Origin of the sequence: Paraferrimonas haliotis (assembly GCF_002282895.1) — a bacterium.
Classification (GTDB): domain Bacteria; phylum Pseudomonadota; class Gammaproteobacteria; order Enterobacterales; family Shewanellaceae; genus Paraferrimonas; species Paraferrimonas haliotis.
The window spans coordinates 106,262-131,307 of sequence record NZ_NRRB01000005.1 but is presented as its reverse complement, the minus strand read 5'-3'; the positions used below and the strand labels follow the sequence as shown (position 1 = coordinate 131,307).

Genomic DNA, 25,046 nt, shown 5'->3' with positions numbered 1-25,046 from the left:
AGCCGCGACTCATAAAAATAAAGGACTTGTCATGGCAATTAACGCTTTGATGCTCAGCGCATCCCGTGTCGATAATACCGACTACCTAGAACACGCATTACCTTATATTGATGCCATGTATAAAAGCTGCAAGGGCCATTGGCTATTCATCCCTTTTGCAGGTGTGACCATGAGCTATGACGCATACCTTGACAAGGTACAGGCGGCTTTAAAACCGCTGAATATTACGATTAGCGGCATACACCAACACCCAGACCCAATTAAAGCCATTGAGCAAGCAAACGGAGTCATGGTGGGCGGAGGCAATACCTTTGAACTGCTCAATCAATTGTACCGCCAACAGCTCATAGAGCCGCTGAAAGGTCGTATCGAGGCCGGAATGGGATACATTGGCTGGAGTGCTGGCAGCAACATTACCGGCCTTTCCATTAGAACCACCAACGACATGCCCATTGTCGAGCCGCACAGCTTCGACGCTTTAGCCATCCTGCCGTTTCAACTCAACCCACACTACAGCAACTATCACCCACCGGGACATAATGGTGAGACCCGCGCTGAACGCCTTCAAGAGTTTTGCAGCTTGAATCCTGAAACCGCGGTTGTTGGCATACAAGAAGGCAGTGCATTGTGGCGTAAAGACAACCAATTAACCTTGGTAGGCAACAAACAAGCTTTCTTTTTCAAAGGCGACGTTCACCAGCAAACCATCGCTGTCGATTGCGATCTTAGCCATCTGTTAGCAGACTAATCAAGCAAAGACAAATCGATGTACGCGCTCGCAGCTTGGGCGTTGACACGTTGTAAATAAGGCACCACGCCCAAGCAAGGTGCCTTTATATTGGCTTTTAGGTAAGCGATATTTTCGGGCGCATATTCCATATCTGGATCCAATTGATTACCCACCCAACCTGCAACCGTTAAGCCTGCCGTTTCAATCGATTTAATGGTGAGCATGGCGTGATTCAAACAACCCAGTTTAATGCCTACCACTAGAATTACCGGCCATTGCTGTTTTGCTACCCATTGATCCAGTGTTTGCCCGTGGGATATAGGCAATAACCAGCCGCCCGCCCCTTCAACCAACACAAAGTCAGTTTGCATCATCGCATCAACCGGAATGGCGTCATTAAGGGCTTGGCACGTTATGGCTACGCCCGCTTGCTCTGCAGCAATATGAGGTGCTATCGCCGGTTCAAAGGCAAACGGATTCACCTGCTTATAGTCCAGTTCCACGCTAGAGGCACTCATGAGCGCTTGTGCGTCGGCGTTTCTCAAGCCGTCGTTCGATTGCTCGCACCCCGATGCAATAGGCTTTAAGCCTAAGGTACTGCCAGTTGCCCCTCGCAACATGGCCTCACTGATTAACGTTTTGCCAGCATCGGTATCGGTTCCTGTTACGAAATAAATCATAACTTGCGTCCTCTCACGTATAGAATTTGATAACTTAAAGGCAGTCCCTCGTCGAGGCGATGAGCTTCGAGCATGGCATTAACTTGTTGCCACCAGCCCTTGCCTTTAAGACCCGTTACCGGCTTGTCACTGCAATTGGCACCGACCCCTTTTAAGCTGCTAAATAACGCCCGAGCATTGGGGTAACAATAGGTTTCGGTATGCACCGCCAACTGGTATTCAATCACATGCTGTGACAGCGCTTGCTCCACCAAGCTTTGACTTGGGAAGTCATTCACTCTCAACAGCCCGCTATCATTGCTGCAAAGTTGTTGAAGGCTGCCTTTGATGACAATCGCTAAATCGAATCGCCCCTTTGGTTTTAAAACCCGAAGCAACTCTTCAACTGCACGGTTAAGATCGCACCACTGCAGCACCATATTGGACACAATTCCATCAAAACTCTGACTTGCAAATGGCAGCGCTTCAACATCACCCTGCACAACAGGGTTCGCTTGCTGGTGACCTCGCGCTTGTTGCAACATGGACAACGACAAATCCACACCAAACCAATGGGCGCCTCGTGCTATGAGCGCATCTCTTACCACAGAGCCTGGGCCACAGCCTAGGTCTAATATGATTCCGTTCGCCTCTATGTCTGCGACCAATTTGCTGCCCACCTGCTGCTGCAATTGGCAATGGTTTTGATAATTTGATGCTGCGTCATCAAAACTCTGCGCTACTGCGACTTTATCCATCGATGGACAACTCCTCTGACAACGCGGTGACCAATTGCGCAATTTGCTCATGAGTGTGGCATGCGCTGAGGGTTACTCTTAGCCTCTGACTGCCCGAGGGTACAGTCGGCGGTCTAATCGCCCCCACCAAAAGCCCTTTTTCCCGCAAACCGCTGGCCACCTTCAAAACAGATTGGCTCTGGCACAAAATAGGCTGAATGGCGGTAGTCGACGACAATCGAGGTAACTTATGGCGGTCCGCCGTTCGAATAAAGTACTCGATGTTGCTCAGTAATCGGTTTCTCTGAGCGCCGTTTTTTATCAGCGATAACGCGGTTTTTGCCACTTCAACGAGTAGCGGCGACGGTGCCGTCGAGTAGATGTAATGACGACCAAAATTTTGCAGATAGTCAATGAGCGTGTTCGACCCCAACACAGCGGCGCCTTGACAACCCATGGCCTTTCCAAAGGTGACCACCAAAGCATCGGCTTCAATCCAATCCGACGCCCCCAAACCGTTTTTGCCGACAACCCCAAACCCATGAGCATCATCCACGATCAACAAAGCGCCATGCGCTCGAGCTAACTGACTTAACTGCGTCAATGGAGCCACATCGCCATCCATGGAGAAGACACTTTCGGTGACCAGCAATGTTTGTCCTTCGGCTCGTTGCAAACACTGTTGTGCGTGTGCCACATCATTGTGCCGATAGCGTATTAACTTAACGCCACTGGCGCGAATGCCATCAATAACAGAGGCATGAACTAACTTGTCCGCCACCACCGTATCCACTGCCGCAGATAAGGTTTGCAGCAAACAATGATTGGCCGCAAAACCACTGCAAAACAGCATGGCTTGCTGGTAACCGGTCATGTGGCAAAGCTGCTGTTCCAGTTGTTGATGAACGTTTAGGTAACCGCTCACTAACGGTGATGCGCTAGCACCTATGGCTAAGTCAGTCGCTGTTGAAAGCGCATGCTGCATGTCGGCATGTCGGCTTAACCCTAAGTAATCATTGCTCGCAAAGTTGATGGCATTTGGCTCATCAAGCACACGTCGTTGTCGAAGCAAGCCTTGCTGTTGACGCTGTCGCAAGGCGTCGCTTAGAAAACTCAATGGCTCAGTTGGCTGCGGCATCGTAGAACTGGCTAGACGTTGCTGATTCAAGTTGAGCGTTTTGCTGCAGCACCTTATCAAAGGCTACCGGATCACCTTGCGAGGCACTGAGACCTAACCGTTCAAATAAACGATGATCTTCGGACTCACCAGGGTTGGCTGTGGTTAACAACTTACAGCCATAAAATATTGAATTGGCTCCAGCAAAGAAGCACATGGCCTGCAGCTCATCGGTCATGCCCTCACGACCCGCCGATAAACGAACTCTTGATGCAGGCATCATGATTCGGGCAACGGCAATGGTACGCACAAACTCTAACGGGTCTAAATCATCGGTGTCGGCCAGTGGCGTCCCTTCGACTTTTACCAGCATGTTAATGGGAACACTATCCGGGTGCTTCTCTAAATTAGCTAACGCTACCAATAGACCGGCTCGGTCTTTTGGCTGTTCCCCCAAACCGACGATGCCGCCTGAGCATACTTTCATGCCGGAATCTCGCACGTGTTGTAAAGTATCTAACCGGTCTTGGTAGCTGCGAGTGGTAATAATATCGTTATAGAATTCTGGCGAAGTATCTAAATTATGGTTGTAATAATCTAAACCAGCATCGGCCAACTGGGAGGCTTGGTCCGCATCGAGCATACCCAAAGTCATGCAGGTTTCCATGCCCAACTCTTTCACACCTTTAATCATCTGCAAGATATAAGGCATGTCTCTTTCATGAGGGTTACGCCACGCAGCCCCCATACAAAAGCGACTCGCACCTGCATCCTTAGCCTTTGAGGCCTCCTCTAAAACTCGCTCCACTTCCATCAAGCGTTCTTTCTCTAAACCCGTGTTATAGCGCGCGCTTTGAGGGCAATACTTACAATCTTCAGGACAAGCGCCGGTTTTAATGGACAGCAAGCGACTGATTTGAACTTGATTGGGGTCAAATACTTGTCGATGAATCGTTTGAGCTTGAAAAAGAAGGTCGTTCATAGGTAGCGCAAACAATTGCTGTACTTGCTCTACGGTCCAATTGTGGCGAATGCTGATTTGCGACATGGGCGCTTTTTCTCTTATTGTTGATCGGGTTTATTCTTGGCTAGGATACCGACAACGGGTAAACTGTCAACGCCGACCAGCCACAGCAAGTTGACTAACGATTAAAAAATGAACATTGATTTAGAATTCGACCGCAATCATATTTGGCACCCTTACACCTCCACCACCGATCCCTTGCCTTGCTTTCCTGTGGTTGCTGCAGAAGGCGTGCACATTAAACTGGAAGATGGCACAACACTCATCGATGGCATGAGCAGTTGGTGGTCGGTCCTGCACGGCTACAATCACCCAGAGCTCAATACTGCCTTGCAGCAACAGCTCGACAAAGTTGCTCACGTAATGTTCGGCGGTTTGACTCATCAGCCAGCCGTCGACCTTTGCAAAACCTTGGTGAATCTTACGCCCCCTAACTTGACCAAGGTGTTCTTAAGCGATTCGGGCTCAGTGGCCGTAGAAGTTGCCATGAAAATGGCGATACAGTATTGGCACGGTAAACAACGTCCCCACAAGCAGCGTTTTTTAAGTTTAGAGCGCGGTTACCATGGCGATACCATTGGCGCCATGAGCGTGTGTGATCCCATCACCGGCATGCACAGTTTGTTTAGCGACACCTTAAGCCAACAATTTTTTGCTAAAGCCCCACAAAGCCCCTACGGTCAGCCATTATTAGAAGGCGATTTAGATTCGTTTGAATCGCTAATTAAGCAACATCATGACGAATTGGCGGCGGTCATTTTAGAGCCCATTGTGCAGGGGGCCGGAGGCATGCGCTTCTACAGTGCCGACTACTTAACAGGCGTTGAACGCTTATGTCGCCAGTACCAAGTACTGCTGATTTGCGATGAAATCGCCACAGGCTTGGGCAGAACCGGAACCTGGTTTGGTTTGGATCACGCCAACATTACCCCCGACATTATTACCCTAGGAAAAACTTTAACCGGCGGCTATATAACCTTGGCGGCCACCTTATGCAGTGACGATATAGCAACAGGTATATGCGACTCAAAAGCAGGGGTTTTCATGCACGGCCCTACCTATATGGGCAATCCTTTAGCCTGTGCTGTAGCCAACAAAAGTTTGGAAATATTGCAACGCAACGAATGGCAAGACCAAGTTCGTGCCATCGAATCACAACTCAATAGAGAATTGTTCGAGGCCCAGCAGTTGCCATCGGTAAAAGAGGTGAGAGTGCTGGGTAGCATTGGGGTCATCGAATTACACAAGCCTGTCGACATGGCCAAGTTGCAACAGTTTTTTGTGGAGCAAGGCGTATGGATACGACCCTTTGGTCGCCAAATCTATATCATGCCGCCTTACGTGATTGATTCTGAATCATTAAGCAAACTAACACGGGCTATGATAAGTGCCGCTAAAATGAGCTAAAAAGAGCGAAACGGCCATCGCAGATGACTATCACAACTCTGTGAGATGGCACGCTACGATGGCTTATGGCATTGGCTTAAAAAAGATTACTTTAAACTGAGTTCTATGTCGGAATTAATGGTTGAGCTGCAGGCCAGTACAAACCCCTGTTCAATTTCTTCAGCGCTGAGCCCTACTTGACTGGTAGAGGTCACTGAGCCTTTAACCTTACACTTACAAGATCCACAAACCCCAGAGCGGCAAGCGGCGAGAATTGGAATTTCAATGTCTTCAGCGGCTTCTAAGACCGTAGTTCCTTGTGTTACCTCGGTTGATTTATTAAATGATGGAACCGAAACACTGTGTACTGCTTCACTGTTAAGCGGCTGCTCTGGCGCTGCTGGCACCGAGCCGAAGCTTTCTTGGTGAAACAGACTCATATCAAAATTACGATGTTGTAAACAGTGTTCTAACAGTGCCATAAACGGCGCCGGACCACAGGTAAACACCGCTTTGCGTTCTAGGCTAGGCACGAGTTGCTCGAATAATGCCTGGTCTAGCAGTCCAAAATGATAGCGAGGGTCCGCCTTTTGAGAGAGAACAATATCCAGCTTAAAATCATGATGTTGTTTAGCAAGCTGTTGTAATTCTTCTGCAAAGATAAGATCGTCAGCACTGCGAGCAAAATGAATAAAGTGAATGTTACCAGGCAAGCGATTATCCTGTAGATATCGGGTCATTGACATCATAGGGGTTATGCCACTTCCGGCGCTTACGAACAGGTAGTCATCACTGCCTGCGCAATCCAATAAATTGAATTTTCCAGCAGGGTTAGACAATCGCAAGCTGCCGCCTTTGTATAAGGTGTCTAACAGGTGATTTGAAACAACACCATCTTCAACTCGCTTAATGGTAACGGTTAAGCGCTCAGGACGTGAGGGTGAGGAAGATACGGTATAAGCACGCTGCAGCACTTTACCGTTAACTTCAGTTTCTACCGTGGTAAATTGACCCGGTTTATAGTCAAAATCACGACCATCAAAGGCGAAAGTCGCTACATCATGAGTTTCTTCAATGCGTTCAAGACACACCAACTCTCTGGGAGATAATTGGGATAACATAGCAAGGCTCCACAACAACAAACTGCACCCTTGCAAGGTGCAGTTGATTTAAAACACTCAGATACTCAACACCTAGCTACTAGTAACTTAGGCGCTTAAACAATCAGCGAGATCTTGCTCAACCGTAGTAATGAGCTTGAGCCCAGTCATTTCGTTGAGCGCCTGTAATAAGTTGTCGGTTAAGAACGCTGGAGCGGTTGGTCCAACGCGAATGTCTTTGATACCCAAAGACAATAGCGTCAGCAACACGGCGATGGCTTTTTGTTCAAACCAAGACAAAATCAATGACAATGGCAACTCATTCACGTCACACTCAAACGCATCCGCTAGAGCCAGTGCTAACTGAATCGCCGAGTAGGTATCGTTACATTGCCCCACGTCCAGAAAACGCGGCACACCGTTAATGTCACCGAAGTCTAAATCATTAAATTTAAACTTACCGCACGCTAAGGTGAGCAATAAGCTGTCTTTTGGCAGGGATTTGGCCAACTCAGTGTAGTAGCTGCGTTCCGCTTTATCGCCATCACAGCCCCCAATTAGGAAGAAGTGATTAATATTGCCGGCTTTCACCTGTTCGATGACCGCAGGCGCTGCGGCCATCAATGCGTTCCGAGCAAAACCGGTTGTGGTGTAATGGGGAATTTCGGTATGGCTAAAGCCATCAAGCGACAAAGCTTTTTCAATAACCACGCTAAAATCATCGCCTTCAACATGCTGAACACCTGGCCAGCCAACAATGCTGCGGGTAAACATACGCTCAGCATATTGGCCGACGTTTGGATCAATCAGACAGTTAGAGGTCATCACAATCGCGCCAGGGAAGTTGGCAAATTCGGTTTGCTGGTTTTGCCATGCACTGCCGTAATTACCGACTAAGTGTGGGTATTTGTTGAGCTCTGGGTAACCGTGTGCTGGCAGCATTTCACCATTGGTATAGACGTTAATACCCTTGCCTTCAGTCTGTTGTAAAATGTGCTCAAGATCCACTAGATCATGTCCAGAAACCAGAATGGCTTTACCGGCTACTGGTTTCATGTTTACTTTAACGGGAGCGGGATGACCAAACTTGTTGGTTTCGCCTAAATCAAGCATTTGCATCACTTGATAGTTCAATTTGCCAATGTCCATAGCGCATTCAAGCAACGCATTCATGTCTACCGGATCAGAGCCTAAGAACGCCATTATTTTATGAAAATCAGCGGCTACGGTGGCGTCGGTTTGCTCAAGAATTCGTGCGTGTTCAAGATAGGCTGCTACCCCTTTTAAGCCATATAGGCACAACAAGCGTAATCCCAAAATGTCTTCATTAATTTGCGCCAGTCCGCGGTTAACTGCCGCGTTAGGTGCTTGAGCCAATAAGGCGGCTTTTTCGGTGTCTAATTCCAGCGCCGCAGCACCTTCAATAGCAACAACCGGCTGACCTGCTAAGGTCGCAGCGGCTTGGTAGCGAGTGCGCAGACTGTCTCTATGACTTTGCGCCTGGGCGATAAATTCGATGATGCGCGCTTCATCGAAGTTTACGTTGGTTAGGGTGGCAAAAAAGGCCTTGGCTACATAGCTGTCGATTTCTGTATCGACGATATCAAATTCACGGGCCTTTAAAGCATAGGCTGATACGCCTTGTAACACGTATACCAAAACATCTTGTAGATCGGAGATTTCGGAGGTTTTACCACACATTCCTTGAGCATAGGAGCAACCGTTACCGACCGGTGTGCGCATTGTGTGTTCACATTGAATACAAAACATGGATTTAGATTCCCTAATAAAGAAAAGCCACAGTGGCTATACAAGACTGAACTCTTCTTAGCAGGGAATGTGCCAAAAATATTTACAATTAAATATCAATGAGTTAAAACAACAAACTCTAAACGAGTGTCATAATGACACACTCAAGTTGCTGTCATTATGACTTCACGTGTTATTTTAACAACAGTTAGTATACAGATGTAGTTGCCGAAACCAGCTTAGGCATTTCAACGTGCAACTTATCACCCGCAGTGAGCTGCCCTACTCCAGCCGGGGTTCCGGTTAACACTATGTCTCCGGCACATAAGGAAAAATGGCGACTAACGTAGGCTATCAATGGCAGAATCGGCGTTATCATTTTGCTGCTATCGCCGGATTGTTGAAGTTTACCGGTCACGGTTAAACAAAACTGTACCTGCTCCAAATTGACCAAAGTTGGTGAACCAAATGGCGTTATTGGGCAACTGCCATCAAATGCTTTCGCCTTTTCCCACGGGTGACCCGCCGTTTTCAGTTCTGTTTGTAAGTCTCGATAGGTCAAGTCGAGCGCTAAAGCAACCCCAGCAATGGCTCGCTCTACTCTTTCAGTATCCGCGTTCTTTAACGGCGAACCAATCAAGATAGCCAATTCGGTTTCATAATGCAGTGCGTGCTGATGCTCAGCTAAAACGATGGTGCTCTCGAAATCCACTAAGGCGGTCGTGGGTTTAATAAACAGCAGCGGCTCAGTTGGCACTTCGTTATTCAGCTCTCTCGCGTGCTCAGCATAATTTCGACCGACACAGACGACTTTAGTTGGAGAGAGCTTACAGTCGTTACCATGGGTTGTTCGCAATACATAGGTCATAACGGGTTTCCGGTATTATTTAAGCCCTAGGCGCTTAGCCAATCGATAGAAATTGGCGCGATCCACTTTCAATTTACTCGCGGCCTTAGACCAATTGTTATTCGTGTGTTTGAGGGTTTCAGTAATATATTGTCGTTGATAGGCATCTACCGCACCCCTAAGACCGGTATTCTGTGCTGGTAAGGTAAATGAGCTTGCTTCAGAGGCGCTGTCGCCTTGCTCATCACCCTTCGATTGTTGCTCCAATTGCAGATGGCTAACATCAATCCTTACGTTCGAGCTGTCTGTATCTCGAGCTTTTAAACTGGCGCGCATTAACAAGTGTTCTAATTCGCGTACGTTACCAGGCCAATCGTATTGCTGCAGTAAAATCATCGCTTGAGGCAGAATTACGATTCGCTTAATACCTAGCTTTTGTTGCGCTTGTTCGAGAAAATAACCCGCTAAAATGGCCACATCTTGTTTGTGTTGCCGCAACGGCGGGACCGCAATGGGGTACATTGCCAATCGATGATACAAATCGCTTCGAAAACGCCCTTCACTGATTTCTTCAAGTAGATTTCGATTGGTAGCAGCCACCACTCGTACATTAACCGTAAGTGATTTGTCTTCGCCAACCCGTTGTATTTCTCCTTGTTGCAACGCTCGCAACAGTTTTGCTTGAATGGCCAGTGGCAACTCGCCTATTTCATCGAGAAACAAGGTACCACCATCAGCCAGTTCAAACTTACCCAGGCGATTGCTATCAGCTCCAGTAAAGGCACCTTTTTTATGGCCAAAGAGTTCACTTTCAGCCAAGTTCTCTGGTAAGGCAGCACAATTAACGTGTACCAGGGGTTGCTTTGAGCGTTTCGATTGAGCGTGTAAGGTACGAACAACCAGCTCCTTGCCGGTGCCAGTTTCGCCCACCACTAAGACCGACAAATCCGAATCGGCGACGGTGGCAATGTCTTGTCGCAACGATTCAATCAGCGGGCTTGAGCCCACAATTAATCCTTCTCGCTTAGCCGCTTCTTGCACCAGTTCTCGAGCCACCGCTTGTTGCTGACGACGGGCTTTGTTCAGCGCCTCAACCAAGTTTGCATTACGCAAAGCTATCGCGGCGAGCGCACTAAAAGTACTGACTTGCTGATCACTGATGTTATCAAATGCGCCCACCTCTATGGCATCCAAAGTCAGTACCCCAACCAATTCATTTTCCACAAACAAACTGCAACCAACACAGGCATGGACATCAAGGACCCGCTCATTATCGAGGGCCATATGCCCGTCAAACGGATCGGGTAAATGGCTGTCCACGTCAAATCGCGTCGGCTGTTGTTGCGACATAATAATGGAAAGTCGAGGGTGATTGGCTGGGTCAAATTTTTGCCCAATCAATTCTGGCGCTAACCCGTGCAACGCCACCGGTACCAAATGTTGATTCTCGTATATCAGCAAGCTTGCAGCGTCACAGGGAAAAACTCGAGCGACACTGTCTATCATTCGCTGGTAAAGCTCTCTGGGTGGTAATGCTTGAGATATGTCTAACGCAATGGCTAGCAAACTACTGTCGAAACTCGAATGAGTACTTGATTTAGCAGACACGATACGCCTCGGTTTGGTGTTGACGAAACAAAAGGTGTGTCAGAATAACAACAATCATATAGTAACCACGATTACAGTGAGAGACTAGTACTATTTCAGCCCCGCAGAAATTGATGTACCTTATGCGTCTGAGCGCCTTGGCAAGCAATTTGAGCCAATAACAGCTCCCCGCACGCCAGTGCATCCGATAGCGCACTGTGCGCTGAAAACTCGGGCAAATGATAACGTCGTCGACTTTCAGCTAAGGTTAAATCACCGTTCATAATGGGTCGTTCGCTGCGATCAAGACGGTGCTTTTCCAGTAACAAGGTATCTATCCAAGGCAGTTTAAATCCTTCTCCATCAAGTTCCTTAGCCAACATACTCAAAAATGAAAAATCCAATTTTCCATGATGAGCGACGGCTACACTCCCTTCCATTTTTTGACACCACCAAGCGAAAGCCTGCTGCGGCGATAAGGCGTTATCTAAATGGTGGTCATGAATTTTATGAATGACGGCACTTTGGCCGACACTGCCGTTTATTCTTAAAAAAATATGATCCGCTTGCCCCATTTGCAAAGCGCCATGTTCGATCACCACACAGCCGATGGATACAATTTGATCGCACTTGGGGTTCAGCCCAGTCATTTCCATATCAAAACACACTAACCGTGCTTCATTAATGGGCTTATCCCAATTGTCTTTTAGCCCTTGCATCAGTGCTTTATGCCAACGACGCTGTGCTTGAAAATGTTGCCACATCCAATACAGTCGGGTCATCAAGCCATGCCTCGGGCAAATTTCAAAGCGATGCCTTGTTGCGCTCTATGAACCACATCAAACGCATCGCGCAATTGATGTCGGGCTAACGACGATATGTCTCGCGGCTGTAAGTAATTTGAAATAGGCTCCCCATTTCGATGCTGGCGGCCTTGATTAGCTAACCGAAGGTGACCAATAAACTCTTGCGCATCGGTTAGGTTAAGCGCATCTTTCGGGCTAAGCAATTTGGAGTTCATCAGCTTGCTTAAGCGAGCCGAGGTATTCACTTCACAGATGCCATCGGCCAACGCGTAAATACGCACAATGTCGTTAATTAGGGCATTCCCTTTGTGTTTCAGATCCATACCTTTAACTTCTTTACCGTCACGCTCTACAACAAACTTATTAAAAAAACCTAACGGTGGTTTTGCTTTAACCGCATTGGCTGCCATTCCGGCCAAAAAAATACTATTCCCTTTTGTTCGTTTTAAGATGGCATGCTGCAACTGTTCACACAAATGACTGGCGCCGTATATGGCTCGCATGTCAAAAAAGATGCTGGCGTGCATTAAGGCTTTAGGCTGGGGGCTGTCGATCCATTTATAAAATTGCTGTTGCCAAGAATCGATGCTGCGACACCATGTTGGATTCATTGCCATAATGTCGCCTGGGCAGTGAACAAAGCCACAGGCATCAAGGCCGTCACACACCAGTTTAGCGAGCCTTAAGAAGTAATCTTGCTCAGCCTGAGTTGGCTCTTTTGCGAGCAACAAGCCATTATCTTGATCGGATTTTGCCACTTGATCTTGTCGACCTTGACTGCCAAAAGCGAGCCAAGCGTAGGCCATGGGCGCAGCTCCTAAATGCGCTTCACCGATTTGTAATAATCGCTTAGTTAATGCATCGGTAATCAAGGTCAGTAACCGACCGATTTCTTCTGCTCGGGTATCGGCACTAATTAACGTCTGCAATAATTTTGGAATCTGTTGGCTTACTTTAACCAGCTCTTCAATACTGTGTTGCCGGTTAATCCGATTAACCAACAACAGAGGTTGAGAGCTTTGATTGCGCATAATATCGGTACTGCTAATTAACCCGAGTACACGCCCGTCGTCCATCACTGGCAAGTGATGCACTCTATGCTCACTCATTAACAGGCTTGCTTCAAACACCGATGATTTTAGCGATATCGTCACGGGATTCGGGGTCATTACCGTTTGTATTTCAGAATCACTGCTACGGCCTTCGGCTAAGACACGATTGCGCAGATCTTTATCGGTCACTATGCCTTTAATGCATTGTTGTTCCATTATCAATAAAGAGGACACGCGATGATCGCGCATGCGTTTTGCGCAGTCTTGAACTGTGTCCTGTAGTCGAGCATGAATCAAATCCGTTGTCATGACGCTCGTTACAACGAAATGGGAGCTATCGGATTTACTGACAAAGCGGCTTTCAACTCGAATGCGTTTGGCATGAGCTTGCACGAAAAAACGATCGAAAGCGCGGTTTTGTTGACGCAAACGGTTAAAGGTGTCGCCATCGATGCTCATTAACAGACCGTCTTCGAGCACCACGGCCTTGTTTACCACAGCTTCGCCGGTGAGTAGCGTTGGGTAACCAAAAACACCGCCGCGATCAAGCCTATCCACCAGCTCTCCTTGGGGACTTCTAATTTCAAAGGCACCGCTGCTTACAATGAATAAGCGAGGCTCGTCTGAGCTCATGGACACCTGTTGTTGACGTTTAGCCACGTACTCAATGGACAAGTTGCGAATGAGATCCGCTCGTTGCGGTTGGGATAATTCGCTAAATGGAATGGTTTGAAGAAAAAATTCATTTAACTCTTGTAATTGACCACTATCCATCGGTTTAATACCCACTACAATAATAATTACTTGGATTGCTCATGGCTTACCTACCCTACTTAGAAACCTTATTATTAACCATAGGGCTTGTGCTCGTCATTTATGCTTTAGTCAAATACATAAGACGAACTAATAATTATCATGCCGTATGGCAAGTGTTTGTAAATAAACTAAATGATTTGAAAATCGAAGAGTTTAAGCTGTTCCGCTTAGGCATCGTGTTTTTATTCGTAGGGATTCTGGTTCAAATTGTTAATTTGACCCTGTATGGCGGTTAAATCCAGCCAACTTTTGCTCGATTTTTGCTCGTTTTTTTTACGAGAGTTGCACAAACACCTGCACCAAATCTTAAAAACTGGCGTACAATCTATCAAGTTTGTATAGACCTAAGATAGGTCGGCTTTTTTTGGAGTGCAGCATGAAGTTTTCCTACGTTAATCCCACGGTAATAGAGTTTGGCCAGCGCCAAATTGCGTCCGTTACCAATCACATTGCAAAACATCACAAGGTACTGGTCATTTATGGCGGCGGTTCTATTAAGCGAAACGGCGTTTATGACCAAGTTGAGCAGGCCTTGCAAGAGCATCAATGGACTGAATTTGCCGGCGTCGAGCCAAACCCAACAGTAGAAACCTTAGACAAGGCAGTCGCCCTAGTTAAAGAACAGCAACTGGATTATATTCTCGCCGTTGGCGGCGGCTCGGTCATCGATGGTGCGAAATACGTGGCCGCAGCTGCCTGTTATGACGGTGACGGTTGGGACATTTTAGAACATAAACACACCATTACCGAAGCCATTCCATTAGGAGCGGTGTTGACCTTACCAGCAACCGGCTCTGAATCAAATTCCGGCTCTGTGGTAACTAAGCGCGCTACCAAAGCTAAGCTGGCTTTTCTAAGCCCATACGTGCAACCTAAATTTGCGGTAATGGATCCAGATGTAATGAAAACCTTGCCAGACCGGCAGCTTATCAATGGCATTGTGGACGCTTGGGTACACGTCTGTGAACAATACCTAACCCACACTAGCAAAGCCTATGTGCAGGATGGTTATGCAGAAGCCTTACTAAAGTCTCTAAAAAGCTTAGCGCAGGACTTTGACAAGCGTGACAGCGACGATTGGCGAGCCAACCTAATGTGGACAGCGAATCAGGCGCTTAATGGCCTGATTGGCTCCGGCGTGGCACAGGATTGGGCGACTCACGCCATCGGTCATGAGTTAACAGCCTTGTATGGCGTGGATCACGCTCGTTCGCTGGCAATTATTCAACCGTCATTGTTGCGCAATCAAATGGCCACTAAGCAAGCGAAGCTTGAACAAATGGGAATCGAGGTATTTGGCTTAGAGCACAGCGCCGATCTCGCCGAGCGCACCGTTGCAGCCATTGAAGCTTTTTATCACAGCCTTGAAGTGGCTACGTCGCTTACGCAATACAACGGCACCCGCGAGCAAGCCATCGACGATGTGGTTCAGCAACTGGAGCTGCACGGCATGAAAGCGTTAGGTGAATCTCAAGCCATCACCTTAAATCACTCGCGCCAAATCCTAGAGAATGCCATCGCTTAAGCGTTCGTTGTTATCAATAAAAAAGGGAGCTTTCGCTCCCTTTTTAGTGGTTAGTTGATTCGCTTAGTGGTGTGTGGCCTCACCCGCACCTTTAGGGTAACGAATGCTTTCAACCATATCCTGAACCTCTTTAGGCGTTTCGCTGGTCACTTTTGCTACTACCATAGCAACAACGAAGTTAAGCAGCATACCTAAGGTACCAATGCCTTCTGGAGAGATACCGAACCACCAGTTTTCAGGCGAGTTGGCCGCAGGGTTTACAAATTTAAAGTAAACAATATAGGCTGCGGTAAACAAGATACCTGCAACCATACCACTCACAGCGCCTTCTTTATTCATCGACTTCATGAAAATACCCATAATAATCGCAGGGAAGAAGGACGACGCCGCTAAGCCGAAGGCAAAGGCGACCACCTGCGCCACAAAGCCTGGTGGATTAATGCCTAAGTACCCCGCAATCGCAATGGCGATAGCAGCGGCTACCCGAGCATACAACAACTCCTGTTTATCGGTAATGTTTGGCATCAGATTACGTTTAAGCAAATCATGGGACACCGATGTGGAGATTACCAATAGCAAACCCGCCGAAGTCGACAAGGCCGCTGCTACACCGCCGGCTGCTACCAGTGCAATAACCCAAGCTGGTAGGTTGGCGATTTCTGGGTTGGCCAATACCATGATGTCTCGGTCAATGTGCATTTCATTGCGCTCATCGCCTGAGTAGAACATTTTGCCATCGCCGTTTTTGTCATCAAACTTGATCAAGCCGGTTTCTTCCCAGTTCTTGATCCAAGTTGGCGCGTCAGCATAGTTCACACCTTGCATGTCCGGTCCGTTAATCGTCTCAATCATGTTCACACGAGCAAACGATGCAACCGCAGGCGCTGTGGTATAAAGCAATGAAATAAAGATCAATGCCCAACCGGCAGACAAACGAGCATCTGAAACCTTAGGTACCGTGAAAAAGCGCACGATAACGTGTGGTAAACCGGCAGTACCCACCATCAAAGCGGCAGTAATGAAGAACACATCAATGGTGGACTTAGTACCGTCGGTATAGGCGGCAAACCCGAGCTCTGTGGACAGTCCATCCAATTTATCCAGCAAGTAGGTGCCATCGGCGACCGTGCTACCAAAGCCAAGCTGAGGAATTGGATTGTTGGTCATCATGATAGAAATGAACACGGCTGGAACCAAATACGCCGTAATCAATACGCAATACTGAGCCACTTGAGTGTAGGTAATCCCTTTCATCCCACCCAACACGGCGTAGAAGAATACGATGCCCATACCAATGATGACCCCGGTGGTCACATCCACTTCTAAGAAACGAGAGAACACCACACCAACACCGCGCATTTGCCCGGCACAATAGGTGAAACAAACAAAAATGGCGCAAATAACCGCTACCGTACGAGCCGTTTGCGAATAGTAACGGTCACCAATGAAGTCTGGTACTGTAAACTTACCGAACTTTCGTAAATAAGGTGCCAAACACAACGCCAATAACACGTAACCGCCGGTCCAACCCATTAGGTATACACCGCCGTCGTAACCCATGAAAGAAATCAGGCCCGCCATAGAAATAAAGGACGCCGCTGACATCCAATCCGCAGCCGTTGCCATACCGTTAGCAACGGGATGAACTCCGCCACCCGCTACGTAGAATTCATTAGTAGATCCAGCACGAGCCCAAATCGCGATACCAATGTAAAGTGCAAACGTTAGTCCAACGATAATGAATGTGAGTAGTTGTAAATCCATGACTTAGTCCTCATGTACGTCGTATTTTTTGTCAATCGAATTCATTTTTGATACGTACACAAAAATGAGCGCTACAAACACGTAAATGGAACCTTGCTGAGCGAACCAGAAACCTAATTTAAATCCAAAGAAACGGATTTCATTAAGTGGTTCCACCAGCACAATGCCGAATAAAAACGACACGATAAACCAGACGGCCAGCAAACTGAGCACTAACCGAATGTTCTCACTCCAGTAAGCTTTAGCCTTGTCATCACTTTGGAATGCCATGTGCAAATCCCCGCTATGTTTTTGTAATAATCAAAGCTAAGTTAGCAAGACTTCGCTAATACTAAAGCACGACTTTAGTCTAAACAGGAATTTTGGCGCTTTATTGTCTAATTTATTTTCTGAATAATTTCAGTAACTTAAGGCGTATTTTTAAGTTAAAAGAAAAAGCCCCGTTAGACCAAGGTCTAACGGGGCTTTATAAGCCGCTGTGCAGCTTTTAGTTAGGTTGATTCCAGCGGTCTACCCACACAGACAAAGCACCGTCACAAGTGACGTTGCAAGCGGTACCGAAACTGTCTTGAGCAAGATACAAGGCGATCATCAGCCCTACTGCGGCTTCGCCAAAGCCCATCATACCGCTGAGTAGCCCAAGTGCCGACATCACCGCCCCGCCTGGAGCACCAGGTGCAGCAATCATTACGATCCCTAACATCATGATAAATGGCAATGCATCGGCAAAGCTTGGCAGCGACAATTCAGGCGACAAATGCATCACAGCCATCGCGCAAGTAACGATGGTAATGGTCGAGCCTGCTAAATGAATTGAGGCACAAAGTGGCACGGTTACGTTGGCCACTTCTGGGGTCACGCCATTGGCTTTAACTTGGCGTAAGCTCACTGGAATGGTGGCGGCACTGGACATAGTACCCAAGGCGGTCACATAGGCCGGCATCATGGTTTTTAATAATGATAATGGTGATTTACCATTGGCTAAACCAGTAACAAGGTATAGCAGTGATATGTACGCCCAGTGCAAAATCAGGGCGATGATTAACACCACACCAAAGGTTTGCAAGGTATCGAATACGGTTCCAGAGGCTGCCATATCGGCAAAGACACCACTAATGTACAGCGGCAAGATTGGTACAATTACCCGCCGCAACAGCAAATCAATGACGTCTTTACCGGATTCAAGGGCATCAATGAGTACCGTTTTCTTGAGAATACTGGCGCCAATACCAAACACAAATGCTAACGCCAATGCACTCATTACCCCAAAAATGGCGGGTACATCAATTTCAATGAAACTGGACAGCTGATGAGGTTGCGCGTCATTAACCGTTAACTCCGTGGTCAAGCTCGGAACCGCAGTAATGGCCACAAAGAAAGCCACCAACCCAGCAAAGATGGTGGAGCTATAAGCCACCGCAACGGTTTTACTCAGCAGCCCTTTTCCGTTGGCTGGCATTGAAGCAATGCCGCTTCCAATGAAGAAGAAGATGATCAGTGGAATGGTAAAACCAATCAACTGGCCAATTAAGGTTTGTGCGGTTAATAAGATTCGAATAAGGAAATCAGGAGCAAAAAGCCCCACTAAAATACCAGAGCCAATACCGGCTAAAAGTTTTACAATAAGATTCATTAAATTGACTGCTCGTTAATGTGATTGATTAGCTATCCAGATCAATTAAGTAGATAAGTAGCTCACTCAATTTTTCTGGGTCGTTGACGCTGGCATTCACCAAATAGTGGCCGTTTACCACCAGGTTCGGTACGCCTTTTATGGAGGCTTTACGCGCCATATTATCCAACTCGCTCATGCGCGACTTCGTCTGTTCGCTATTGCTTTGCGTTGTGAATTCGGAGTTATCGATGCCATAGGCCGCTAGAAATGCGCCCACTTCGGCAAGGTTTTGAAAGGGTTTTCTTTGCTCGTGAATGCGTTTAAACAGGTCGTGATGGATCAAAGCGACTCGATTGCTTTGCTCGGCGATGACGAATGCCATTTGACTCAATGTCCAACTTTTACGCCCAACACCTACTGGGTTTAATATAAAATCTACCTTATCGGCTAAGGTCGCCTCTACCTTATCCAGCAATGGCTGGTGCCGATAACAATGGGGGCAATTATATGAGAAAAAGACTCTTACCGACTTAGGGCTGGCTTCTTTATAAGGCGCAATAACTTGATAGTCTTGGCCTTCGATAAAGCGCTCTGGAAGAGCTTGTACTGTCCCAGTTACCATTAATAACACGGAAATGAGTAGCACTCTTAACATAGTCTGTCCTTTTTACTGTTAACGCCAGCTTGCTAAAAGCTGAAGCAAATCATTGTGGATGTATTGATAACCGTCTTTAGTAATTTGAGCACCACTTACCCTTTTGCCCCGGTGTTGAGCAGATTGTTCGTCAAATTGAGGTGGCTCTAGATTCAGTTGCTTGGCGGCTTCGCTGTAAAACACTTGCTTAGTTGGGTGGTGCGGCGTAGTTAAGTTGTAGCAAGGAGCTGGGCTTGCATGATTTAACACAAATTCAGTGGCGTTGATGCAATCATCGATGTGAACCAAATTCACCGGTGAATTAGCTCCTGTTAGCTGTGTTCGTCCGGCTAAAAATCGGCCTGGGTGGCGACTGTTGCCTATCAGTCCGCTGAATCTAAGTACAACACTTGGAAATGCTTTCCAAAGAGATTCTGCCGCAAGCATGACTTCTGAACTTTTCGAGTGAGCACTGGCTTCGTTTTCTGTTGCTGTGTCTAAGGTGTCAGGGTAAACGCCGGTAGAGCTTATGAAAATTACTCGCTCGAACACTCGATGTTTGCAGGCGTCAAGCAAAGCATTCATTTTCTGTAGGTAGTCGTTTTGGCCCGCACGTAATCGAGGCGGTACGTTGATAATTAAGACATCACAATCCACCAGTGCATCTAAATGATGGCAATGAACCTGAGCACCTAAGGTTAATTCATGGCCTGTGATCCCTAAATCATTGAGCTCTTCAACACCTGCGGCCGTAGTTCGAGTGCCCTGCACATGATAGCCCTTACTGAGCAGGTGGCTAGCCAGTGCCTTGCCATACCAGCCGCAGCTGATGATCGAAACGCGCTTAGCGGTCATGAGTTGTCTCCTTGGTTGTAGATGAATCGGCTTTCCAATCTTTGAAGTACCATGGAAGGTGGCGCGAACGATACACGTACAAAGTGCTCCAAAGCAGGGCTAAGCCATCCACCCCCACACCAAGATGAAACTCTCCATGAGTCTTAACAACAGATATCAGCCAGAAAACAGCGTTAATTGCCAGTACTAACCACAATAAGACGACGCCTTTATGAACAAAAGGAATTAAAACCGCCGGTGAACGCCGGCGTTCAAACGTAATTAACAGCAGCATCAGCATGGCGCCAATTCCCACAAACAGTGCCTGTTGCCATTGCTCTTGGCTGGGATAAACAATGCTGATGAACAAACTGGTATCGCGACGATAAGTTAACGATAGAATCCAAACTAACCATGCTTTCGACCACCACAATAGCATCCAGTAAAGCCAACTGGGTGGCTTTACTTGACCTTTATCGTCGATGTGTCGAATCTGGGAAAAATCCATCGCTACCGTTAGTCGCCGCGGTCCCAAACTAAATCACGATAATGACGACGGCACATAGAAACGTAACTGTCGTTTCCGCCAATTTGTACCTGCTCGCCCTCAGCAATTGCTTGGCCGTCTTCATTCATACGAACCACCATAATGGCTTTACGACCACAGTGGCAAATGGTCTTTAGCTCAATCAATTTATCGGCCCAGGCCAGTAGATACTGACTGCCAGGAAACAGCTCACCTTGAAAGTCGGTTCGCAAGCCATAGCAAAGCACAGGAATGCCAAGTATATCGACAACCTCTGCCAACTGACTGACTTGTTGTTTAGATAAGAATTGAGATTCATCCACCAGCACACAATGCAGTTTTTCTTGTTGATGATGCTGATTGATCATTTGCAGCAAATTATCTTTGCTTGAGAAAATGTGGGCTTCTGACTCAATGCCAATTCGCGACGATATTTTACCCACGCCATAACGATCATCAATGGATGCCGTTATTACTAAAGGCCGCATTCCTCGCTCACGATAATTGTATGCCGATTGCAAAAGAGACGTTGATTTACCGGCATTCATTGCCGCGTAATAAAAATACAGCTGAGCCAACTCTGGCACTCCTTATTCTAATTCTGGCGTCAGTTTAGCAAAACGAGGCCCAAATAGGGCCTCGTCGAGTCACAGTATTGAACGCTTTCTAGCGAGCTTGTCGATATTTTAGCAATGCGATCACTGCGGTCAACAGCACGCTGCAGGTAATCAAAGCAATAATAACCGAATGCCCTAACCCTAAGACTAAATACCCCACCATACTAATGGCCGCGACGATCAACGCATACGGCAATTGGGTAAGCACGTGGTCAATGTGATGACAACCAGCCCCGGTAGACGACAAAATGGTGGTATCTGAAATAGGAGAGCAGTGGTCCCCAAACACCGCACCGGCTAGCACACTGGCCAACATTGGCAGCATTAAGCTGGTGTCGGTGCCCATGGCCATATCCGCTGCAATGGGTAGCATAATACCGAATGTTCCCCAGCTGGTTCCTGTGGAGAAGGCGGTAATGCCGGCCAAGATAAACAGCAGCATAGGTAAGTATTCCGGTGAAATGCTATCCCCCAGCAAATGCACCATAAACAAACCGGTTTCCAGCTCTTTAATAATGCCACCAATCGTCCAAGCGAACAGCAAAATATAGATGGCTGGCAGCATTGAGCGACCGCCCACAACGATGGCTTGCACTAATAAACGCGTTTCTAAAGATTGCTTAAGACTCAGTACTAAGGTGACCAACAAACCGACAATCGAGCCCCAAAACAAAGAAAAGCCAACGTTGGTGTTTTCAAACGCTCCTAAGATACTAAATTGTTCAAGCTCAGCGGCACCGCTGTATATCATAAAGCCTAATGTGGCGGCAACGAGAGAAACAATCGGTATAAATAAGCCGGCGACCGAGCCCGTTTGCGCTTCTTCCAGTTCAGAGTTAGCACCCGGTGGATCGCCACGCTCTGCATCAAACAGCTCCCCTCTCTGCGCTTTGATTTCATGCTGTTGCATAGGGCCCACATCCAAGCTGAACCAAGCCACAGCGAATAACAGCGCTAATGAGAAAATGGCATAGAAGTTCATCGGAATCATTTCAACGAAGGTCATTAAATGGCTGGTTTCAGTGAACCCACGGGCCGTTAATAAGCCCCCAATGACTGCGATAATGTAGGCACCCCAGCTGGAAACCGGAGAAATTACGCAAACCGGGGCGGCGGTAGAGTCTAGGATATAGGCAAGCTTTGCCCGTGATACGTAGTAACGATCCGTAATCGGACGACTGACGCTACCCACCACCAATGAATTAAAGTAGTCGTCAATAAATACCACGATGCCCAAGGCGATGGTCATCAGTTTCGCATCACGCTTGTTGCGAATGCGTTGACGAGCCCACTCAGCAAAGGCTTTAGCAGAGCCAGATACCGTGATGAGCGCGGTAGTCATACCCAGAAAAATAAGAAAACCAAGAATGTAGAGGTTATCCGAGTTTACTGCTCCGTCATCCCAAAACAACCCGGTCACCGATTTCGCCAAATGTTCAGCACCATTGACCGGTTGGAAATTGGTCAGTAATGCCACACCAAGTATGATGCCAACGCCGAGAGATAGCAGTACTTTGCGAGTAATGACGGCCATGGCGATAGCCAATAAGGGAGGTAGTACAGAAAGCGCCGAATCGGCGTAGCTAGTTAATGTCATCGTCTTGTCTTAGTTAAATTTTGTACTTATAGAGCGTACTAAAATCGGCAAGAGATGTGGCAGTATGACCGATTAAAGTAGCGCTCCATAGTGAGTTTACTATGGCAGTGCTGCCCCTATTCGGACGCAGCCCCAACATCAAGGTTTGAGTGCCAGTGATATTTCGGCATTAACTCCTTTGGCAAACGGTCATCGGTCTCACCCTAACGCTTGCTACTCTTAGTTAATGCAACCTCTACTTCTGCTCGCATAATGCGAGACGGTTATAAAAACATAGGCGCTAATACAGATACTACCCTGTTTAGCGCCTAGGTTGATCGAGATCACTGAATTAGTTTCAATAGCAACTTAATTGAGCAATTTTGTTAACTCTGGCACAGCATCAAATAGGTCCGCTTCCAGACCGTAGTCAGCTACCTGAAAAATCGGAGCTTCCGGGTCTTTATTAATTGCAACAATCACTTTAGAGTCCTTCATGCCCGCCAAATGCTGAATAGCGCCCGACAAGCCTACGGCAATATAAAGCTCAGGAGCTACTATTTTACCCGTTTGCCCCACCTGCAATTCATTGGCCACAAAGCCCGCATCAACTGCCGCTCGTGAAGCGCCTACAGCACCACCAAGTTTATCGGCAAGCGCTTCAATGATGGCGAAATTGTCAGCGCTGCCCAGGCCGCGACCACCGGATACCACAACCGCTGCGTTGCCCAGCTCAGGTCGCTCCGACTCCGACACTTGCTCACCAACGTATTGGCTCGTAACGCTAGGAGTGACAAAGGATACGGCTTCAATCTCGGCTGAACCACCTTTAGCCGCTGCATCAAACGCACTTGCCCGCAGTGTCAGCACCTTAATATCATCCAATGACTTAACGGTTTCCAAGGCGTTGCCGGCGTAGATAGGATGCACAAAAGTATCATCAGATTCGATTGAGATAACGTCTGATACTTGCGCGACATCTAATAAGGCAGCCACTCGAGGCATGAGATCTTTACCGAAACTGGAAGCAAGACCAACAAGATGAGTATAGCCTTGCCCAAGTGCAACGATGGAGTCGGTCAAAGCTTCAACGAGTTGATGCTCTAATTGGCTATCTTCAAGCGTTAATACTTTACTAACACCACTGATGGCAGCCGCTTGTGACGCCACCTCACTCACATTCGCGCCAGCTACCAACACATGGCATTCACCCAGAGGCTGCGCCGCTGCAATCGCTTTTGCGGTATCGGCTTTAAGTTCGCCGTTAACGTGTTCGGCAATAATTAAGGTTTTCATGCAATCACCTTCGCTTCGTTACGTAATTTTTCCACTAACTCAGACACAGACTCCACCATAATGCCCGCTTGACGCTGGCCAGGCGCTTTAACGCTGATCACTTGTTGGTGCTGCTTAATCGCCACACCCAACTCATCAAGGGTGGTGGTATCAAGTGGCTTACGTTTAGCTTTCATGATGTTCGGCAATTTGGCATAACGAGGCTCATTTAAACGCAAATCTGTCGTCACCACAGCTGGTAGCGGTAAGGTGACGGTTTGGCTGCCTAAATCAACTTCTCGAGTCACCGTAATGCTGTCGCCATTAACTTCAAGTTTAGAGGCGAAGGTTGCTTGAGCAAGCCCAGCAAGCGCCGCTAGCATTTGTCCGGTTTGATTATTGTCACCGTCAATGGATTGCTTACCTAAAATGACCAGCTGAGCTTGTTCTTTATCGTTCACAGCCTTTAGAGCTTTGGCAATCGTTAGCGGAGACAATGACTCATCGGTTTCCACCAAAATGCCTCTGTCTGCACCTAAGGCCATGGCGGTTCTCAGTTGCTCTTGGCTATTTTTGCTGCCAATGCTGACCACAACCACTTCATCAGCGACACCCGCCTCTTTTAAGCGAACCGCTTCTTCTACCGCGATTTCACAAAACGGATTGATGGCCATTTTAAGGTTGGCTGTATCCACCGCCGACTCATCGGCGTTTACGCGTACCTTGACGTTAGCATCAACAACGCGTTTAACCGGAACTAAAACTTTCATGCAGATTCCTTGTTATGAGCTGCTCACTTGTATTCAATGGCCACTCTACCCACGCTTTACCTTTACGTCAACTGTAACTTTTAACGCGCGTTTAACCTACATAAAACCCGTCAATAAGGTGCACTATAATCAATATATTCTCCAATATTTGAAAAACTATTTATGCTAATTAAATTTTCAAACGGTTAATTAAATAAAGTCATTATTTAAACCAATATTTGCCTCAACGCAAAACAGCTTCTAATATATAGCCCTAGTACCCAGCCAATTATTGGTTGGGCTCTACTAACTTGTCTAATA

General features: G+C 47.3%; 24 protein-coding genes and 1 riboswitch. Of the genes, 4 read left to right on the top strand and 20 right to left on the bottom strand.

Features of this window, described 5'->3' with window-relative positions; translation table 11 throughout:
• Positions 1-31 precede the first annotated feature (31 nt).
• Complete coding sequence (gene pepE, locus CLC91_RS11485) at positions 32-748, top strand: dipeptidase PepE (RefSeq protein ID WP_095498909.1); 717 nt, start codon at positions 32-34, stop codon at positions 746-748.
• On the opposite strand, the gene bioD is transcribed toward pepE, so the two are convergent.
• Genes bioD through bioB form a run of 4 tightly spaced genes read right to left on the bottom strand, consistent with a single transcriptional unit; the run spans position 745 to position 4,291 of the window.
• On the bottom strand, positions 745-1,407 hold the full coding sequence (gene bioD / locus CLC91_RS11480; RefSeq protein ID WP_198950930.1) for a dethiobiotin synthase: 663 nt from the start codon (positions 1,405-1,407) through the stop codon (positions 745-747). The two genes, pepE and bioD, sit on opposite strands and share 4 nt — an antisense overlap.
• Positions 1,407-2,147 (bottom strand): methyltransferase domain-containing protein, encoded by a 741-nt coding sequence (locus CLC91_RS11475; protein ID WP_158220735.1) that lies wholly within the window; start codon positions 2,145-2,147, stop codon positions 1,407-1,409. The genes bioD and CLC91_RS11475 overlap by 1 nt, the downstream gene beginning before the upstream one ends.
• Positions 2,140-3,264: an aminotransferase class I/II-fold pyridoxal phosphate-dependent enzyme gene (locus CLC91_RS11470; protein ID WP_095498907.1), complete on the bottom strand. Its 1,125-nt coding sequence runs from the start codon at positions 3,262-3,264 to the stop codon at positions 2,140-2,142. The genes CLC91_RS11475 and CLC91_RS11470 overlap by 8 nt, the downstream gene beginning before the upstream one ends.
• Complete coding sequence (gene bioB, locus CLC91_RS11465) at positions 3,248-4,291, bottom strand: biotin synthase BioB (RefSeq protein WP_095500451.1); 1,044 nt, start codon at positions 4,289-4,291, stop codon at positions 3,248-3,250. The genes CLC91_RS11470 and bioB overlap by 17 nt, the downstream gene beginning before the upstream one ends.
• A gap of 108 nt (positions 4,292-4,399) precedes the next feature.
• On the opposite strand from bioB, the gene bioA reads away from it, so the two are divergent.
• On the top strand, positions 4,400-5,674 hold the full coding sequence (gene bioA, locus CLC91_RS11460; RefSeq protein WP_095500450.1) for an adenosylmethionine--8-amino-7-oxononanoate transaminase: 1,275 nt from the start codon (positions 4,400-4,402) through the stop codon (positions 5,672-5,674).
• Between the two features lie 86 nt (positions 5,675-5,760).
• On the opposite strand, the gene CLC91_RS11455 is transcribed toward bioA, so the two are convergent.
• The 6 genes from CLC91_RS11455 to CLC91_RS11430 all read right to left on the bottom strand — a co-directional run bounded on the left by CLC91_RS11455 (position 5,761) and on the right by CLC91_RS11430 (position 13,568).
• On the bottom strand, positions 5,761-6,774 hold the full coding sequence (locus CLC91_RS11455; RefSeq protein ID WP_095498904.1) for a hybrid-cluster NAD(P)-dependent oxidoreductase: 1,014 nt from the start codon (positions 6,772-6,774) through the stop codon (positions 5,761-5,763).
• 87 nt (positions 6,775-6,861) lie between these two features.
• Positions 6,862-8,523: a hydroxylamine reductase gene (gene hcp / locus CLC91_RS11450; protein ID WP_095498903.1), complete on the bottom strand. Its 1,662-nt coding sequence runs from the start codon at positions 8,521-8,523 to the stop codon at positions 6,862-6,864.
• A 187-nt stretch (positions 8,524-8,710) separates the two neighbouring features.
• Positions 8,711-9,370: a fumarylacetoacetate hydrolase family protein gene (locus CLC91_RS11445; RefSeq protein WP_095500449.1), complete on the bottom strand. Its 660-nt coding sequence runs from the start codon at positions 9,368-9,370 to the stop codon at positions 8,711-8,713.
• 15 nt (positions 9,371-9,385) lie between these two features.
• The gene (gene norR, locus CLC91_RS11440; RefSeq protein WP_095498901.1) at positions 9,386-10,957 is read right to left on the bottom strand and encodes a nitric oxide reductase transcriptional regulator NorR; all 1,572 of its coding nucleotides are present in this window, start codon (positions 10,955-10,957) and stop codon (positions 9,386-9,388) included.
• A gap of 95 nt (positions 10,958-11,052) precedes the next feature.
• Positions 11,053-11,718 carry an exonuclease domain-containing protein gene (locus CLC91_RS11435; RefSeq protein ID WP_095498900.1) on the bottom strand — a complete coding sequence of 222 codons (666 nt, stop codon included), beginning with the start codon at positions 11,716-11,718 and terminating at the stop codon, positions 11,053-11,055.
• A complete protein-coding gene (locus CLC91_RS11430; RefSeq protein WP_095498899.1) occupies positions 11,718-13,568 on the bottom strand; it encodes a DUF294 nucleotidyltransferase-like domain-containing protein in 1,851 nt (616 codons plus the stop codon). The genes CLC91_RS11435 and CLC91_RS11430 overlap by 1 nt, the downstream gene beginning before the upstream one ends.
• 41 nt (positions 13,569-13,609) lie before the next feature.
• On the opposite strand from CLC91_RS11430, the gene CLC91_RS11425 reads away from it, so the two are divergent.
• Entirely contained in the window at positions 13,610-13,846 is a 237-nt protein-coding gene (locus CLC91_RS11425; protein ID WP_095498898.1) for a hypothetical protein, read from the top strand.
• Positions 13,847-13,986: 140 nt separating this feature from the next.
• Positions 13,987-15,135, top strand: coding sequence for an iron-containing alcohol dehydrogenase (locus CLC91_RS11420; protein WP_095498897.1), 1,149 nt, complete (start codon positions 13,987-13,989; stop codon positions 15,133-15,135).
• Between the two features lie 63 nt (positions 15,136-15,198).
• On the opposite strand, the gene CLC91_RS11415 is transcribed toward CLC91_RS11420, so the two are convergent.
• The 10 genes from CLC91_RS11415 to CLC91_RS11370 form a co-directional block, all read right to left on the bottom strand.
• Positions 15,199-16,899: a sodium:solute symporter family protein gene (locus tag CLC91_RS11415; RefSeq protein ID WP_095498896.1), complete on the bottom strand. Its 1,701-nt coding sequence runs from the start codon at positions 16,897-16,899 to the stop codon at positions 15,199-15,201.
• A gap of 3 nt (positions 16,900-16,902) precedes the next feature.
• Positions 16,903-17,169 carry a DUF4212 domain-containing protein gene (locus CLC91_RS11410; RefSeq protein ID WP_095498895.1) on the bottom strand — a complete coding sequence of 89 codons (267 nt, stop codon included), beginning with the start codon at positions 17,167-17,169 and terminating at the stop codon, positions 16,903-16,905.
• A gap of 217 nt (positions 17,170-17,386) precedes the next feature.
• The gene (locus CLC91_RS11405) at positions 17,387-18,532 is read right to left on the bottom strand and encodes a dicarboxylate/amino acid:cation symporter (protein ID WP_095498894.1); all 1,146 of its coding nucleotides are present in this window, start codon (positions 18,530-18,532) and stop codon (positions 17,387-17,389) included.
• A 28-nt stretch (positions 18,533-18,560) separates the two neighbouring features.
• Entirely contained in the window at positions 18,561-19,169 is a 609-nt protein-coding gene (locus CLC91_RS11400) for a thiol:disulfide interchange protein DsbA/DsbL (RefSeq protein WP_095498893.1), read from the bottom strand.
• A gap of 18 nt (positions 19,170-19,187) precedes the next feature.
• On the bottom strand, positions 19,188-20,003 hold the full coding sequence (locus CLC91_RS11395) for an SDR family oxidoreductase (protein ID WP_095500448.1): 816 nt from the start codon (positions 20,001-20,003) through the stop codon (positions 19,188-19,190).
• Positions 19,993-20,490, bottom strand: a complete 498-nt coding sequence (locus tag CLC91_RS11390; protein WP_095498891.1) for a DUF2919 family protein — start codon at positions 20,488-20,490, stop codon at positions 19,993-19,995. Before CLC91_RS11390 ends, CLC91_RS11395 begins: the two co-directional genes overlap by 11 nt.
• Before the next feature lie 8 nt (positions 20,491-20,498).
• Positions 20,499-21,086, bottom strand: coding sequence for a thymidine kinase (locus tag CLC91_RS11385; RefSeq protein ID WP_095498890.1), 588 nt, complete (start codon positions 21,084-21,086; stop codon positions 20,499-20,501).
• An 88-nt stretch (positions 21,087-21,174) separates the two neighbouring features.
• Positions 21,175-22,722, bottom strand: a complete 1,548-nt coding sequence (locus tag CLC91_RS11380) for a Na+/H+ antiporter NhaC family protein (RefSeq protein WP_095500447.1) — start codon at positions 22,720-22,722, stop codon at positions 21,175-21,177.
• A gap of 70 nt (positions 22,723-22,792) precedes the next feature.
• A riboswitch (Lysine riboswitch) is annotated at positions 22,793-22,968 on the bottom strand.
• A gap of 102 nt (positions 22,969-23,070) precedes the next feature.
• Positions 23,071-23,997, bottom strand: a complete 927-nt coding sequence (locus tag CLC91_RS11375; RefSeq protein ID WP_095500446.1) for an electron transfer flavoprotein subunit alpha/FixB family protein — start codon at positions 23,995-23,997, stop codon at positions 23,071-23,073.
• Complete coding sequence (locus CLC91_RS11370; RefSeq protein WP_095498887.1) at positions 23,994-24,746, bottom strand: electron transfer flavoprotein subunit beta/FixA family protein; 753 nt, start codon at positions 24,744-24,746, stop codon at positions 23,994-23,996. Before CLC91_RS11370 ends, CLC91_RS11375 begins: the two co-directional genes overlap by 4 nt.
• Positions 24,747-25,046: the final 300 nt, after the last annotated feature.